Annotated in this window: 15 protein-coding genes; 8 read left to right on the forward strand and 7 right to left on the reverse strand. The window is 58.5% G+C overall.

Features of this window, described 5'->3' with window-relative positions; all coding sequences use genetic code 11:
• Positions 1–27: 27 nt before the first annotated feature.
• Together DBP26_RS19125 and mqo are read left to right on the forward strand one after the other, a co-directional pair.
• Positions 28–261: a hypothetical protein gene (locus DBP26_RS19125; protein WP_108239106.1), complete on the forward strand. Its 234-nt coding sequence runs from the start codon at positions 28–30 to the stop codon at positions 259–261.
• Between the two features lie 730 nt (positions 262–991).
• On the forward strand, positions 992–2497 hold the full coding sequence (gene mqo / locus DBP26_RS19130; protein WP_108239105.1) for a malate dehydrogenase (quinone): 1506 nt from the start codon (positions 992–994) through the stop codon (positions 2495–2497).
• A 133-nt stretch (positions 2498–2630) separates the two neighbouring features.
• On the opposite strand, the gene DBP26_RS19135 is transcribed toward mqo, so the two are convergent.
• The 5 genes from DBP26_RS19135 to DBP26_RS19155 all read right to left on the reverse strand — a co-directional run bounded on the left by DBP26_RS19135 (position 2631) and on the right by DBP26_RS19155 (position 6411).
• Complete coding sequence (locus DBP26_RS19135; RefSeq protein ID WP_108239104.1) at positions 2631–3740, reverse strand: hypothetical protein; 1110 nt, start codon at positions 3738–3740, stop codon at positions 2631–2633.
• A 426-nt stretch (positions 3741–4166) separates the two neighbouring features.
• Positions 4167–4631 (reverse strand): hypothetical protein, encoded by a 465-nt coding sequence (locus tag DBP26_RS19140; RefSeq protein WP_108239103.1) that lies wholly within the window; start codon positions 4629–4631, stop codon positions 4167–4169.
• A 228-nt stretch (positions 4632–4859) separates the two neighbouring features.
• A complete protein-coding gene (locus DBP26_RS19145; protein ID WP_108239102.1) occupies positions 4860–5147 on the reverse strand; it encodes a PA4642 family protein in 288 nt (95 codons plus the stop codon).
• A 67-nt stretch (positions 5148–5214) separates the two neighbouring features.
• Positions 5215–5700, reverse strand: a complete 486-nt coding sequence (locus tag DBP26_RS19150; protein WP_108239101.1) for a hypothetical protein — start codon at positions 5698–5700, stop codon at positions 5215–5217.
• Between the two features lie 153 nt (positions 5701–5853).
• Positions 5854–6411 (reverse strand): hypoxanthine-guanine phosphoribosyltransferase, encoded by a 558-nt coding sequence (locus DBP26_RS19155; protein ID WP_108239100.1) that lies wholly within the window; start codon positions 6409–6411, stop codon positions 5854–5856.
• Positions 6412–6680: 269 nt separating this feature from the next.
• Between DBP26_RS19155 and upp the strand changes: the two genes are divergently transcribed.
• A complete protein-coding gene (gene upp / locus DBP26_RS19160; RefSeq protein ID WP_108239099.1) occupies positions 6681–7319 on the forward strand; it encodes a uracil phosphoribosyltransferase in 639 nt (212 codons plus the stop codon).
• Positions 7319–8599, forward strand: a complete 1281-nt coding sequence (locus DBP26_RS19165; RefSeq protein WP_108239098.1) for a uracil-xanthine permease family protein — start codon at positions 7319–7321, stop codon at positions 8597–8599. Before upp ends, DBP26_RS19165 begins: the two co-directional genes overlap by 1 nt.
• A 277-nt stretch (positions 8600–8876) precedes the next feature.
• Here the strand turns inward: DBP26_RS19165 and hemH are convergent, their stop codons facing one another.
• Positions 8877–9908 carry a ferrochelatase gene (gene hemH, locus DBP26_RS19170; RefSeq protein ID WP_108239097.1) on the reverse strand — a complete coding sequence of 344 codons (1032 nt, stop codon included), beginning with the start codon at positions 9906–9908 and terminating at the stop codon, positions 8877–8879.
• 14 nt (positions 9909–9922) lie between these two features.
• Positions 9923–10825, reverse strand: a complete 903-nt coding sequence (locus DBP26_RS19175; protein ID WP_108239096.1) for a TIGR01777 family oxidoreductase — start codon at positions 10823–10825, stop codon at positions 9923–9925.
• A gap of 299 nt (positions 10826–11124) precedes the next feature.
• Between DBP26_RS19175 and DBP26_RS19180 the strand changes: the two genes are divergently transcribed.
• From DBP26_RS19180 to DBP26_RS19195, 4 genes are all read left to right on the forward strand, one after another.
• Positions 11125–12111 (forward strand): NAD(P)/FAD-dependent oxidoreductase, encoded by a 987-nt coding sequence (locus tag DBP26_RS19180; RefSeq protein WP_108239095.1) that lies wholly within the window; start codon positions 11125–11127, stop codon positions 12109–12111.
• Positions 12108–12323, forward strand: coding sequence for a TIGR02450 family Trp-rich protein (locus DBP26_RS19185; protein WP_108239094.1), 216 nt, complete (start codon positions 12108–12110; stop codon positions 12321–12323). Before DBP26_RS19180 ends, DBP26_RS19185 begins: the two co-directional genes overlap by 4 nt.
• Positions 12324–12485: 162 nt before the next feature.
• Entirely contained in the window at positions 12486–13466 is a 981-nt protein-coding gene (locus DBP26_RS19190; protein WP_108239093.1) for a DUF523 and DUF1722 domain-containing protein, read from the forward strand.
• Positions 13467–13469: 3 nt separating this feature from the next.
• The gene (locus DBP26_RS19195) at positions 13470–14408 is read left to right on the forward strand and encodes a MerR family transcriptional regulator (protein WP_108239092.1); all 939 of its coding nucleotides are present in this window, start codon (positions 13470–13472) and stop codon (positions 14406–14408) included.
• The last annotated feature ends 1 nt before the right edge of the window (position 14409 follow it).

Below are 14409 nucleotides of genomic sequence, written 5' to 3' on the forward strand. Positions count from 1 at the left end.
CACAACTGCCCTCACTGGAGTCCGAGCATGGACTTTTTCTGGTCGTTGTTCTCTCGGAAAAGCCGACATCGCTACTACGCCCGTGTCGACGCGCAGGGCGTGTGTCTGTCATTCAGGCATTGCTCACAGCCGCCCGGAGGCGAGGAATGGGTGGAAATCACCGAACCCAGGCTGTGCTGGCTGAAGCGCCCGCTGCCCAAAAGCGCCTGCGTCATTCGCCAGCCTCGGGCGATCACCGCCCGGCAATTGCTCAGCATCTGACCGGACGGCGAATAAAAGTCATTTTTTCTGGATCATTTCTGCGCGTTTCATCGTTATAATCTCCCCCCGATTATAAGGACGTCTCCTGATCGGGCCTCGCAGCATCGCTGATAGCAGCTTTCAGCTCCTTCGTTCCGCCCACAGAGAGCCTTCCACACAGACATGTGCAGCCCGGCGTGCAGCCTTGCCGCGTGTAAAGCTCGATCCATTCGAACCTTTCGCGTCGGCCAGTGCCCACACTGTGTTGGAACCTGATCTGCAGGCCCTGCCAGCGCGCAGGCCTTTTTTGAGGTTCGCGTCTCCAAAAGAGCGCGAAAAAAACGGGTTTTCACAACTTCACAAGAGTGTGGCGAGCAAATGAACAGTTACGCGTTTGTAAATGCACCGTTAGCGTCTGACCCAACCCCTTCGCACAGCCCTGACTGCCGCGCAGTCTCCACCATTGGAGCCTGATGCCGTTCACGACTGATTTGCCTGCATGACCGGACGTCTTGACGTTAGTCGAATGGCTGTTCGGGCCAGAAAATGCGTTCATGCTTGGTAATAAAAGCATCAACCCAGGCCCTACCAGTGGCGTCCGCTGAAGATGCAAGAAATGGCGAAGAACCGGACAGGGAATTTCCCGGCCGATCGGCACGAGGTACTGCGCGATCCCGCGCGGCCCGGCATCGGTCATTGACCTCGGGAACCCTGCCGCCAATTTGGTGTTGCAGATTTTGGAGACGCGTTAATGGCGCATAACGAAGCAGTCGATGTGGTATTGGTCGGGGCAGGCATCATGAGTGCCACCCTCGCAGTACTGCTCAAGGAACTGGACCCGGGCCTCAAGATCGAGGTGGTCGAGTTGATGGACTCAGGTGCCGCGGAGAGTTCCAACCCCTGGAACAACGCCGGAACCGGTCACGCAGGCCTGTGTGAGCTGAACTACACCCCTCAGGCGGCCGATGGCTCCATCGACACCAAAAAAGCGATTCACATCAACACGCAGTTCGAAGTCTCTAAGCAGTTCTGGGCCTATCTGGCACGCAAGGGCACTTTTGGCTCCGCGCGCTCCTTCATCACGCCCGTTCCCCACCTGAGCTACGTCGAAGGCGAGAAAGGTGTTGCTTACCTGAAGAAGCGCTTTGAAGCGCTGCGCAAGCATCACGCGTTTTCAGCGATGGAATACACCGAAGACAAGGCCAAGATGGCCGAGTGGATGCCCTTGATGATGCCGGGCCGCCCGGCAGACCAGCGCTTGGCAGCCACCCGCGTCATGCATGGCACCGACGTCAACTTCGGCGCGCTGACCAACCAACTGCTCAAGCATCTGGCCAGCGCGCCGGACGCTCAAGTGAAGTATTGCAAGCGGGTCACCGGTCTGAGCCGCAAGGGCGAAGGCTGGAGCGTGACCATCAAGGACGTCAACAGCGGCAGCACGCGTGATATCGACGCTCGGTTCGTGTTCCTCGGTGCCGGAGGCGCGGCGCTGCCGCTGCTGCAAATGTCCGGTATCGAGGAAGGCAAGGGCTTTGGTGGCTTCCCGGTCAGTGGCCAATGGCTGCGCTGCGACAACCCTGAAGTGGTCAAGCGCCATCAGGCCAAGGTCTACAGCCAGGCCGCGGTGGGCTCGCCGCCCATGTCGGTTCCACACCTGGACACCCGTGTCGTGGACGGCAAGACTTCCCTGCTGTTCGGACCGTACGCCGGCTTTACCACCAAGTTCCTCAAGCATGGGTCGATCATGGACCTGCCCTTGTCGATCCGCGCAGCCAACATCGCGCCGATGCTGGCGGTGGCCCGCGACAACATGGACCTGACCAAATACCTGATCAGCGAAGTGAGGCAGTCGATGGAACAGCGTCTGGAATCGTTGCGCCGTTTCTATCCCGAGGCCAAAGCCGAAGACTGGCGTCTGGAAGTGGCAGGGCAGCGCGTGCAAATCATCAAGAAAGATCCGAAGAAAGGCGGCGTTCTGCAATTCGGTACCGAACTGGTTTCGGCCAAGGATGGTTCCCTCGCCGCCCTGCTGGGCGCCTCCCCAGGCGCTTCGGTCACGGTGTCGATCATGCTGGAATTGATCGAGCGCTGCTTCCCGGAAAAAGCCAAAACCGAATGGGCCGCCAAACTCGACGAAATCTTCCCGGCGCGTGAAAAGGCCCTGGAAAGCGATGCGCAGTTGTACCAACGCATCGCGGCTCAGAGCGACGAGAGCCTGGAGCTGGTTTCCAACAGCCCCGCGGCAAGCTTCGCTTGATTCAGGAGTCATCCTGAATCGGTGAGATGACTGAAGGCCCCGCCCCCGCAGCGGGGCCTTCAGTTTTACGGAACGAGCTGTTCAGCAGAGCGCTCAGCTTTCGAAGACAATCTGCGAATGTCGATTCTCTCTGTTATGGGTGCCTGTACTGAGGCCTTGTCCGCCCCCAGGCAGCCTTGTCCGACTTTGGAGCGGCCCACGTCATCAGGCCGCTCGAATACATCGTGCCATCCGTGTCTTCCACAATGACGGTTGCGGTTTTGAGCATCGAATGGAAATACAGATAAGGCTCTGGCACAACGAATGAGACAAAACCTGGTCCGTCCTCTTCAAGCAAAACAGTTTGAGCAAAAGGTTCTGCTGCGACTCCAAACAGATGAAAAGTTACCCGACTGCCACGTCCGACGGGCTGATTGATCCTTGAGCTGAACCTGCAAGCGGGAATCCCCCCGATATCCTCTACTACAGGATACAGATACCAATCCATCTCAAGATCCGGGTCGGTCTCATAAACAGAGTCCGCATCCATCCAACTTGGCAAGGCAGCAGTTATCGGAATAGATCTGCGCAATGTTGTACTCCTCCAAAGTTCTCCGTACCGTACCTCCCCTGCTTTACGCATAACAGCCAGGTACTTTAAGCGTTTGCTAGGCAACGTCTGGGAATATTCTTTCGGGTATTTGATATAGATTCCATTATCGATATCAGACTGCTGCAGCGTTAACTGCGCAGCAAAACCGAGAGAAACAGGGGACTCATCCACCACGACCTGCACAACGTCGCCCACTTCCATGCCATAGTATTTCGAAAACTCGAACGTCAGCCCCTTGTCGAGCAGATCTACCGGAATGGCTCCATCACTGGCCCCAACCACACTCACCGATGGGGCGAAGCGTTCCACGCGGAACGAGAACGGCTCCGACATTCCACCCGAGGTGAGGTTTGCATACCCGACAATTCCACTACCAGGATCATAATTAGCAGCAAAACCGCGTATCACAATACGCAACTCTTTTTCCGGATCAGCCAGTGTCGCCCGTTCCCAGTAACCAAAAAAGTAGGCAGCAATCTCATCACCACTGACGCCATTGGGTTGAGGGGGGACGATAACAACGACGCCATTTATAAATGTATCCCATGGCAAATAGTCACCTTCCGCATCACTCTCCAGACCAACGATTGAACACGGCGGAAGATACCCTTCCTGTTTAACAATGCATCTTAGTTCCTTAAGCGCACTCATCTTGGATCTCCATTTTTTGAGAGAGGTGGCCTATTCAACAGTAGATCACTGAGCTTTAATCACTAGAATGATTCACGATAACCTTCAAAATCGATCGCTATAACTGAAAAATAAAGTACCAGAAATTAAGCTGCTTTCTGACAACTTGAGGAAAGAATCGGAGAGATCGACGACACGGCTATAAGAACCCGCAAAGCTCCGGCGCGTGCACATCGTCAAGATAGGCCTTGATCAGCGTGTACTGATCGAACGCTGCGTCCCTGAAAAACCCAAAACCGAATGGGCCGCCCAGAGCGACGCGAGCCTGGAACTGGTTCAACAGCCCCGCGGCAAGCTTCGCTTGATTCGGCAGTCATCCTGAATCGGTGAGATGACTGAAGGCCCCGCCCACGCAGCGGGGCCTTCAGTTTTATACAGGTGCGCCGGTTACTTCATCGAGAACCGCACGCGATACCGGTCCAACGAACCTTGCCCATCCGTCACCACTGCCGTGCACTCAGCAGGCACCGCTCCAGTGGATCTGGCGCTCACGCGCTTTTCGTTGTTCGGGCTTAGACCGAACCAGCTGAAGACCATTTGATGGGACATTTGAAATTCACACTTTTTGCCCTCCCCATTGCTGTAACGAAAGGCCGCTACACCGCTTCGCGGATTACTGAACACTCGCTTGAATACCCGGAATGATTGATCAGCGGTCAGCGCATGCCGGGCGCGCTCGTCGGCGTCTGCGTTCCAACTGGTGCCCGTCATTTGGAGGTCTTGCCGGCCATCATTTCGGATCTCGAACGTGGCTTGCATGGTCTTCGGATAGTTCGCAGCATGGACTGCAGGCATTGCCAGAATCGCAGCAATTGCCAAGCCGCCCGCGAAAACGGATTTGATAACGCTCATTGTTGAATTCCTTTTCCTAAATTGAATAACCGGGCTTCCTGCCCGGCGCTCGTGCATCTGTGCACGAATTTAGTATGGCGCCAAACGCTTGATTAAAAAGGGTCAACGAGAGGATGTGGCTGTAGGAAAGATCAACCAAAGGCGTGAGGGAGATAGAGTGGGGGGTGGGCAATACGTTGAGCAGACGGACGCGTCGAAGCGCCCGTCATAGTGGCTGATCGATGCCGGTTAGCCGCGCGCTTTCTCGATCAACTCGATGTAATCCCCGGCATTGCGCTGATCCTTGATCAGAGCGACAAAATCGTTGCCGTGCTCGTCCTTGCCATTAAGGTCGTAGCCCGCTTCCTTGAAGAAGCCCAGAAAGCGCTCGAAGTCATCGATGCGCAAACCGCGATACGCTTTGATCAGCTTGTGCAACGAGGGTGAAGTGGCATCGGCGGGTTCGAAATTGAGGAACGACTTGATTTGGGCATCGCCGATTTCATCGCCAATCACCTGCTTCTTATCTTTACGCATTGCTGACTCCAACTGACTTTCGGGACATTTCGCGGGCGAGCAGTTTACCCCTCGCCCGGTCACGGGCTCAACGCGCGCGTACGCTGCCGGTGTGCAGGTCGGCCCAGATATGGCCGTTGGGGTAGCTCAGAAATTGCACGTACACCTTTTCATTACGCAGCAGATCGACCACGACCCGGTACTGAGTTGCCGGGTAAAAGAGCGTCAGCGTGCGGTTCGATTCATCGAAGGTCGGTTTCTTCAGGCTTTTACTTTCGCCGTCGAAGTGAATGAACACCTCGGCAATCGTTGCGCCCTTGTTCATTGGCTTGCCTTTCAGGCGCACGCTCAAGGGCGAGGTGACCGGGATGGGTTGCTGATTGGATTGACGCTGGCTGCCCGCAACGATCGAGTATTCGGTGACCTGCAACAACTGCTGCTGTTCAGGTTCGCCCTCGCGCACTGACAGCTCATCCGGAGGGAGGTATTGGGCGTGCATGGGCTCAGCGAGGGCCGGGAGCGGCAGGGTCAACAGCAACATCAACGCGGCTCGACTGCGAAACGATAACGTCATGGAGGCCTCCCGGGAAAAGTGGGTGGCACTCTAGCATGTGGGGGCGCAGAACACCTGTAGGAGCACGCTTGCCCGCGATAGCGGTGAATCAGTCACTTCTTTAGCCACCGATAAATCCCATTCGCGGGCAAACGCAGCCCTGCAGGTCACGGCTCACATGCCTTTAACGGCGTAGATCCCTGCCGCATTGCGCCAGTAGCCTTTGTAGTCCATCCCGTAGCCGAAGATGTAACGATCAACGCATGGCAGCCCCACGAAATCGGCTTTCAGGTCCGGGCGTGCCTTACGGTCGTGGTCCTTATCGATCAGCACGGCAGTGTGAACGGCGCTGGCACCCGCATGCTTGCAGAAGTCGATGATCGCTCCCAAGGTGTGGCCCTCGTCGAGGATGTCATCGATGATCAGTACGTCGCGGTCGATGAAGGACACTTCAGGCTTGGCCTTCCAGAACAATTCTCCGCCGCTGGTTTCGTTGCGGTAACGCGTGGCGTGCAGATAAGACGCCTCCAGCGGAAAATTCAGATGGGTCAACAGCTTGCCTGCGAAGATCAGGCCGCCGTTCATCACGCAGAACACCACCGGGTTGCGATCCGCCAGCACGCTGTTGATTTGCTCGCCGACGCGAGCGATGGACGCCTCGACCTCGTCGTGGGTGTACAGGCAGTCAGCCTCGCGCATGACTTGACGGATATGCTCGAGATCAGCGGACATGATGCTCTCCAAAGGGGCTGGGCAGGGAAAAGCGGGCAAAGGTACGCATCCGTCATCGTCAGAGCAAGCTTTTATGGACTAACGTTGCCGGAGTCGCCACGAAAAGCGGCTGCGTGCCGCGACCCTGCCCTGCCTGCGTCGACAGGGCTCGCCTTGATGACGGGTCAGACCCTCAATGTCAGAAACAGGAACTTAACCGGTAAGACAAGTTACAGCTGAATAGATTAATCTAAGCCGTTTTTTTTGCCCGTCCGCTGGAGCCCTTTCCTATGTCCATCCGTGAGATCCGCCATCCGCTGATCCGTCACAAGCTCGGCCTCATGCGCCGCGCCGATATCAGCACCAAGAACTTCCGTGAACTGGCTCAGGAAGTCGGCGCGCTGCTGACCTATGAGGCGACCAAGGACCTACCGTTGGAAACCTACGCGATCGAAGGTTGGGCCGGAACGGTTCAGGTCGAGAAGATCGCAGGCAAGAAGATCACGGTAGTCCCCATTCTGCGCGCCGGAATCGGCATGCTCGAAGGCGTATTGAGCCTGATTCCGGGTGCCAAGGTCAGTGCCGTGGGGGTGGCCCGCAACGAAGAAACGCTCGAAGCCCACACCTATCTCGAAAAACTCGCGCCGGAAATCGACCAGCGTCTGGCGCTGATCATCGACCCGATGCTAGCCACCGGCGGCTCGATGGTCGCCACCATCGACCTGCTGAAAAAAGCCGGTTGCCGCGACATCCGCGCGATGGTGCTGGTGGCGGCGCCGGAAGGCATCGCCATTGTCGAGAAAGCGCACCCCGACGTGCAAATTTATACCGCGTCCATCGATCAGCGCCTGAACGAACACGGCTACATCATTCCGGGTCTGGGCGATGCGGGCGACAAGATTTTCGGCACCAAGCAAAAGGACGCCTGATGAAACAGGACGAGTTCAACGATCCACTGTGGCGCACCGTACTGTCGGGCGCTCAAATGCTGTTCGTGGCTTTCGGGGCCCTGGTGCTCATGCCACTGATCACAGGGCTCGACCCCAACGTCGCGTTATTCACCGCAGGCCTTGGCACGCTGTGCTTCCAAGTGGTCACGGGCCGTCAGGTGCCGGTTTTCCTGGCCTCCAGCTTCGCGTTCATTACCCCGATCATTCTCGCCAAGGGCCAGTTCGGGCTGGCAGCGACCATGGGGGGCGTGATGGCGGCGGGCTTTGTCTACACCTTCCTCGGGCTGGCCGTGAAGATCAAAGGCACGGGTTTCATTGACCGGCTGTTACCTCCAGTCGTTATCGGCCCAGTGGTCATCTCCATTGGTCTTGCGATGGCACCCATTGCCGCGAACATGGCCATGGGCAAAACCGGTGACGGCGCTGCGGTGCTGATTCCCTATAACACCGCGATCATCATTTCGATGGCGGCGCTGCTGACAACGCTCATCGTTGCCGTATTCGGTAAAGGCATTTTCCGCCTGGTGCCAATCATCTCCGGCGTGTTGGTGGGCTTCGCATTGTCGTTCTGGTTCGGCGTGGTGGACGTGGCCAAAATCGCCGCAGCGCCTTGGCTGGAGCTTCCCCGCTTCACCGCACCGGAGTTCAACTGGCAGGCGATCCTGTTCATCGTCCCCGTTGCGCTGGCGCCCGCGATCGAACACATCGGCGGTGTCATCGCCGTGGGTAGCGTGACGGGGCGCGACTATATTCAAAAGCCAGGCTTGCATCGCACACTGCTCGGCGACGGTATTGCCACCACAGTGGCGGGCGCGTTCGGCGGTCCTCCCAACACCACCTACGCCGAAGTGACGGGTGCGGTGATGCTGACCAAGAACTACAACCCGAAGATCATGACCTGGGCCGCAGTCTTCGCCATCGCACTGGCGTTCATCGGTAAGTTTGGCGCGCTGCTGCAGAGCATCCCTGCGCCCGTCATGGGCGGCATCCTTTGCCTGTTGTTCGGATCGATTGCAGCCGTCGGCCTGAACACCATGATTCGCCACAAGGTCGACCTGGCAGAAGCGCGCAATCTGGTCATCGTTTCCGTCACGCTGGTGTTCGGGATCGGCGGCGTGCTCATTGGCACCGGCAACGGCCCGGATGACTTCGGCATGAAGGGTATCGCGTTGTGCGCCGTGACCGCGATCCTGCTCAACCTGGTATTGCCGGGCAATGACGGTTGGAAGAACAAGCACCTGGATGATCAATTGCCGTAAACGCAGTATTTGTAGGAGCGCGCCTGCCCGCGATTGCGGTGTGTCATTCAACGTTCATGTGACTGACACCTGCAATCGCGGGCAAGCGCGCTCTACAGTGTTCTAGACCCGCATTGCAGGGGCCCGCTCGCAGAGGGCATTGAGTGCCTTCGCCCACAGATCAGTTGCCGTAGACGCAGTATTCGTAGGAGCGCGCTTGCCCGCGATTGCGGTGTGTCATTCAACGTTCATGTGACTGACACCCTGCAATCGCGGGCAAGCGCGCTCCTACAGTGTTCTACACCCGCATTGCAGGGGCCCGCTCGCAGAGCGCATTGAGTGCCTTCGCCCACAGCGGATCGTCGTTCAGGCACGGGATCAGCACCAACTCCTCCCCGCCCGCCTCCTTGAACTGCTCCGCCCCCCGATCACCGATCTCTTCCAGCGTCTCGATGCAGTCGGCGACGAAGGCCGGGCACATCACCAGCAGCCTCTTCACGCCTTTCTCGGCCAACTCGGCCAGGTGCGCCTCAGTGTAGGGTTCGATCCACTTGTTGCGGCCCAGTCGAGATTGAAACGAGACCGACCACTTACCTTCGGGAATACCCATCAGCTTGGCAAACTCGGCAGAGGAACGCATGCACTGCGCGCGGTAGCAAAACGCAAGGGTCTCGGGCGTTGCGTTGCGGCAACAGTCGCCGGACTTTTCGCAACGGTGCTGACCCGTAGGGTCGAGTTTGTTGATGTGGCTTTCCGGCAAACCATGAAAGCTCAGCAGCAAATGGTCGTAATGCTGTTCCAGGTAGGGCTTGACGCTATGGACCAGCGCGTCGAGGTATTCCGGCTGATTGAAGAACGGCGGCAGCAGAGCCAATTCGAATTTCAACTGCTTTTCGCGGATGACGCGGCGCGCCTCTTCAACCACTGTGGTGACGGTACTGTCTGCGAATTGCGGGTAAAGCGGCGCCAGGGTGACTTTCCGAATACCTTGCGCTGCCAGGCGGGTCAGCACCGACTCGATTGACGGCTCGCCGTAACGCATCGCCAGCTCGACCGGCCCCTGCGTCCATTCCCCCACCATCGCCTGTTGCAAACGCTTGCTCAGCACCACAAGCGGCGAACCCTCGTCCCACCAGATCGACGCATAGGCATGCGCCGATTGTTCAGGGCGCTTGATCAGGATCAGCGACACCAGCAGTCGGCGCACAGGCCAAGGCAGATCGATAACGTAGGGATCCATCAGAAACTGATTGAGGTAGCGGCGCACATCCGCAACTTCGGTAGAAGCCGGCGAACCGAGGTTTACCAGCAGCAATGCGTGATCGGTCATGCAACACCTTGGGGTCAATGGCGGCCTGTTACGTCTTTGAGTGCCGCGTGCAGATCGGTGAATCGGAAAGTGTATCCGGCGTCCATCAGCCGGCTCGGCCGGGCGCGCTGACCGCCCAGAAGCAGTATCGACAGTTCGCCCATCAGCAATCGCAAGGCAAATGCCGGCATGGGCATGAACGCTGGCCGTTGCAAGATCGAACCCAGCGTCTTGGCGAAATCGCGATTGCGAACCGGTGCGGGCGCGCAGGCATTATAAGGGCCTTGGGCTTGTTCACGGTTCAAGAGAAAATCAATCACCGCGATTTGATCGTCGATGTGAACCCAGGGCATCCATTGCCGTCCGCTGCCGATGGGCCCGCCGAGTCCGAGCTTGAAAGGAGGCAGTAGGCGCTGCACCATTCCACCGTCGGCGCTGAGCACCAGGCCGGTTCGAAGCAGTACGACGCGTATGCCCAAGGTTTCAGCTCGCTGGGCAGTTTCTTCCCACGCGATGCACAGACGGCTCGCGAAGTCCTCACTGACGGGAGGCGAGTTCTCGTCGAGATCGCGCTCGCCACCATCGCCATACCAGCCAACCGCAGAGCCCGAAATCAGGACAGCGGATTTTTGCTGCCGCCGCTCCAGCCAAGTGATGAGCCGTTCTGTCAACGTAATGCGGCTGTCCCACAACAAGCGTTTGCGCTTGCGAGTCCAGGGTCTGTCGGCAATGGGTGCGCCTGCCAGATTGATCACGGCGTCGACCGGCTGATCGCCGACTTCGTCCAGGTGACCGACGCCCCGGATGCCTGCACCGCACAAACGCGGCACCTCGGCAGGCTTACGGCTCAAAACGGTCAGTTGATGACCCTGATCGCGCCAGTGTCGACACAGGCGACGACCTATCAAACCTGTACCGCCGGTCAGCAAGATGTGCATGTCGGTAATCCTCGCGTGGCGTTCATCGCAATTCAGTAGTCTATTTCTTCACACACCCTGCGCATTCAGACGCGGCGAGCAGTGAAACTTTAGGCCACGTTATTGAGCAGCGCTGGAGACATACGTTCGATCTCACCCGTTCGCTCCATTGAACGAATCGGATGACATGTCAGACTCAATATGGACCGCGACGGCGGCCTGCGCCCTGGACGCCGTAGGGCGATAAGTTATACCGGAAAACAGCATTGTACAGGTTTTGACGACGGCGTAGTCTGTGCAGACAAGGTTACGAGGCTCCTATGACTGTACCCATCGCAATCATCGGTACCGGCATCGCCGGACTCTCAGCTGCCCGAGCGCTTCATGCTGCCGGGCACAGCGTTCACCTCTTCGACAAGAGCCGCGGCAGTGGCGGGCGCATGTCCAGCAAGCGCAGCGACGCGGGCGCACTGGACATGGGCGCGCAGTACTTCACAACCCGAGATCGCCGCTTCGCCAAAGTGGTCCAGCAATGGCAGGCTGAGGGCCATGTCGCTGAGTGGGCCCCGGTGCTCTACAACTTTCATGGCGGCCAACTGAGCCTCTCCCCGGACGAGCAAGTCCGGTGGGTAGGCAAACCACGCATGAGCGCCATCACCCGGGCGATGCTTGGCGATATGCCGGTTACGTTCTCCTGCCGCGTCACCGAGGTTTTTCGAGGCGAGGAGCACTGGCATCTGCTCGACGCCGAAGGTCGCAGCCACGGCCCATTCAGCCAGGTCGTCATCGCGATACCCGCGCCCCAGGCGACCACCTTGCTCGCCGCTGCCCCCAAACTGGCGAGTGTCGTGGCGGGCGTGAAAATGGAGCCTACCTGGGCGGTCGCCATGGCCTTCGAAACCCCGCTGGACACCCCCATGGAGGGGTGCTTCGTGCAGGACAGCCCGATCGACTGGCTGGCACGCAACCGCAGCAAGCCGGGCCGCGACAACACCATGGACACGTGGGTTCTACACGCCACCAGCGCCTGGAGTCGTCAGCATCTGGACATGCCCAAGGAAGTAGTGATCGAACACCTGCATGGAGCTTTCGCCGAGATGGTCAGCTGCGCAATGCCAGCGCCCGCCTTTACTCTTGCGCATCGATGGCTGTACGCGCGGCCGGCGGGCGGACGGGAAGTGGGCGCGCTGTCCGATCCGGATCTGGGTCTATACGTGTGCGGCGACTGGTGCCTGTCAGGCCGCGTCGAGGGCGCGTGGCTCAGCGGCCAGGAGGCAGCTCGTCGCTTGCTCGATCACTTGAAATGAATCGTCTGACTCCTCGCAAATTGCTGCTGTCGAAGTGGACAGCAGCCCATCCGCGGCACCGTGAGAAACATTTTCTAGTCACTGAACTCTTCTGCGATGAAGAAGGCACCGTACTGGAAATCGAACTTCAAGCCGTATTGACCAAACGCAGCCAGCGCTTGGCTTGGCAAACTCTGCAAGATGACCAGCAGTGGCTGATGGGCTGGAAGTGACCGGCCGCTGAACGTCCTGCTGAATGTTCACCTTTCCCACGAAAAAGGTTGTACAAATCGTTTGACTTGTACAACTCAATTCTTATGATGACCAGAAGTTGTACAGCGGGTTGAGGCTGTACAAGATGCCGTCGAGATCGCGAGCCTGACGAGATTTGATCCATGCGTAAGCCCCCAGAGCCATCGCCAGAACTGAAAGCTAAACCCAAACTGGGCGTCAGTGCCTGCCTGATGGGGGTTGAAGTGCGCTACAACGGCGGTCACAAGGAATCCCACCTGCTGACCCGAGCCCTCAACGAGCATTTCGACTTCGTCCCCGCCTGTCCGGAAGTCGCCATTGGCCTGGGCATCCCTCGGGAGACGATTCGGCTGGTGGGCGACCCTCATCATCCCCAAGCCGTCGGCACCGTCCACGCAGACTTGAATGTCACGCAGCCTCTGGCCGATTACGGTCGCCACATGGCCAAGGCCATGGACGGTATAAGCGGCTATATCTTCATGCAGAAATCCCCCTCCTGCGGCCTGGAGCGGGTCAAGGTCTACCGCGATAACGGTGCTCCGTTCGAAGAAGGCGGCCGCGGGATTTATGCCCAGGCATTCTGTGACCAACACCCCGATTTACCGGTGGAGGAAGACGGCCGATTGAATGACCCGGTTCTGCGTGAGAATTTCATCACGCGCGTATTTGCGTATGCAGCTTGGCAGCAGTTGATCAGAGAAGGGATCAGCCGTCGCGCGCTGACCGAGTTTCACTCGCGCTACAAATACCAGCTGATGGCCAGTGATCCGGTGCAGTACAAAGCCCTGGGCAGTTTGTTGGGCCACATGGGCCGCAGCGACCCGTCCGAGATTGCCCCCCGTTACTTCAGTGCTTTGATGAACGCGCTGAAAAAGCCGGCTACGCGGCGCACTCATACCAATGTGCTCCAGCATCTGTGCGGTTACCTGCGCGAGACACTCGGCACGTCGGACAAACAGGAGCTGCAAGGCCTGATCAGCCAGTACCGTGAGGGGATCGTGCCGCTGGTCGTCCCCCTGACCTTGCTCAAACATCACTTTCGTCAACACCCGGACCCGTACATCGCAATACAGGTGTACCTGCAACCTCACCCGGAAAACCTTAGCCTGCGTAACGCCATCTGACTTATGAACGACCACAACACCGAAGCCCTCGACGACGATCCGCAAGCCTACGCTGAAGCCTTGGAGGGCGGCTGGCTGCCGATCCGTGAAGTGGCGCGCATGACCGGCGTGAACGCCGTCACCCTGCGAGCCTGGGAGCGGCGCTATGGCCTGATCGTCCCCCATCGCACGCCCAAGGGGCACCGCCTGTACAGCACGGCTCATGTGGACCGAGTACTGGCCATTCTCACCTGGCTCAACCGCGGCGTTTCCGTCAGTCAGGTCAAGCAACTGCTCGACAGCCAGCAGACGCCACCTCCGAGCGTCGAGAGCGACTGGGACCCGTTGCGCCAGAATCTGATGCAAGCGATCACCACGCTGTCGGAGCGACGGTTGGACGACACCGTCAACCAGGCCATGTCGCTCTACCCACCACGCACACTTTGCGAACAGTTGCTCTTTCCTCTTCTCAATGCCCTTGAACAGCGCTGGCAAGGGCAGTTCGGGGCTCAACTGGAACGCGCGTTCTTCTATTCATGGTTGCGTAGCAAGTTCGGCGCACGCCTTTACCACAACAACCGTCAGGTCAATGGCACACCGCTGTTGCTGCTCAACCAATCCGACGCCCCCATGGAGCCACACCTGTGGCTGACGGCGTGGCTGATCAGCAGCGCTGATTTCCCGGTGGAAGTCTTCGATTGGCCGCTGCCTGTCGGCGAGCTGGGGCTGGCGTGCGAACACCTCAAGCCTCGAGCAGTGCTTTTGTATTCCAGCAAGCCGCTGAATCTCACGCAGTTGCCCCGACTGCTGAGCAACGTCGACTGCCCGAAATTGATCATAGGGCCTTGCGTCCGCATTCACGGGGAGGAATGGAGCAGCACCGTAAATGACATCGACGGGCTGACGCTCGCAGAAGATCCACTGGGCGCTTACGCCGCGCTGCAGCGTCTGGACCTCATTTAAG

This window comes from Pseudomonas sp. RIT409, assembly GCF_003052515.2.
GTDB lineage: Bacteria > Pseudomonadota > Gammaproteobacteria > Pseudomonadales > Pseudomonadaceae > Aquipseudomonas.

What these genes read in the sequence shown, in the direction of transcription:
- DBP26_RS19195 (WP_108239092.1), top strand. Translation starts at nt 13,470, where the DNA reads ATGAACGACCACAACACCGAAGCCCTCGACGACGATCCGCAAGCCTAC.
- DBP26_RS19140 (WP_108239103.1), bottom strand. Translation starts at nt 4,631, where the DNA reads ATGAGCGTTATCAAATCCGTTTTCGCGGGCGGCTTGGCAATTGCTGCG.
- DBP26_RS19150 (WP_108239101.1), bottom strand. Translation starts at nt 5,700, where the DNA reads ATGACGTTATCGTTTCGCAGTCGAGCCGCGTTGATGTTGCTGTTGACC.
- DBP26_RS19125 (WP_108239106.1), top strand. Translation starts at nt 28, where the DNA reads ATGGACTTTTTCTGGTCGTTGTTCTCTCGGAAAAGCCGACATCGCTAC.
- DBP26_RS19155 (WP_108239100.1), bottom strand. Translation starts at nt 6,411, where the DNA reads ATGTCCGCTGATCTCGAGCATATCCGTCAAGTCATGCGCGAGGCTGAC.
- DBP26_RS19145 (WP_108239102.1), bottom strand. Translation starts at nt 5,147, where the DNA reads ATGCGTAAAGATAAGAAGCAGGTGATTGGCGATGAAATCGGCGATGCC.
- mqo (WP_108239105.1), top strand. Translation starts at nt 992, where the DNA reads ATGGCGCATAACGAAGCAGTCGATGTGGTATTGGTCGGGGCAGGCATC.
- DBP26_RS19190 (WP_108239093.1), top strand. Translation starts at nt 12,486, where the DNA reads ATGCGTAAGCCCCCAGAGCCATCGCCAGAACTGAAAGCTAAACCCAAA.
- DBP26_RS19135 (WP_108239104.1), bottom strand. Translation starts at nt 3,740, where the DNA reads ATGAGTGCGCTTAAGGAACTAAGATGCATTGTTAAACAGGAAGGGTAT.
- DBP26_RS19175 (WP_108239096.1), bottom strand. Translation starts at nt 10,825, where the DNA reads ATGCACATCTTGCTGACCGGCGGTACAGGTTTGATAGGTCGTCGCCTG.
- DBP26_RS19180 (WP_108239095.1), top strand. Translation starts at nt 11,125, where the DNA reads ATGACTGTACCCATCGCAATCATCGGTACCGGCATCGCCGGACTCTCA.
- upp (WP_108239099.1), top strand. Translation starts at nt 6,681, where the DNA reads ATGTCCATCCGTGAGATCCGCCATCCGCTGATCCGTCACAAGCTCGGC.
- DBP26_RS19185 (WP_108239094.1), top strand. Translation starts at nt 12,108, where the DNA reads ATGAATCGTCTGACTCCTCGCAAATTGCTGCTGTCGAAGTGGACAGCA.
- hemH (WP_108239097.1), bottom strand. Translation starts at nt 9,908, where the DNA reads ATGACCGATCACGCATTGCTGCTGGTAAACCTCGGTTCGCCGGCTTCT.
- DBP26_RS19165 (WP_108239098.1), top strand. Translation starts at nt 7,319, where the DNA reads ATGAAACAGGACGAGTTCAACGATCCACTGTGGCGCACCGTACTGTCG.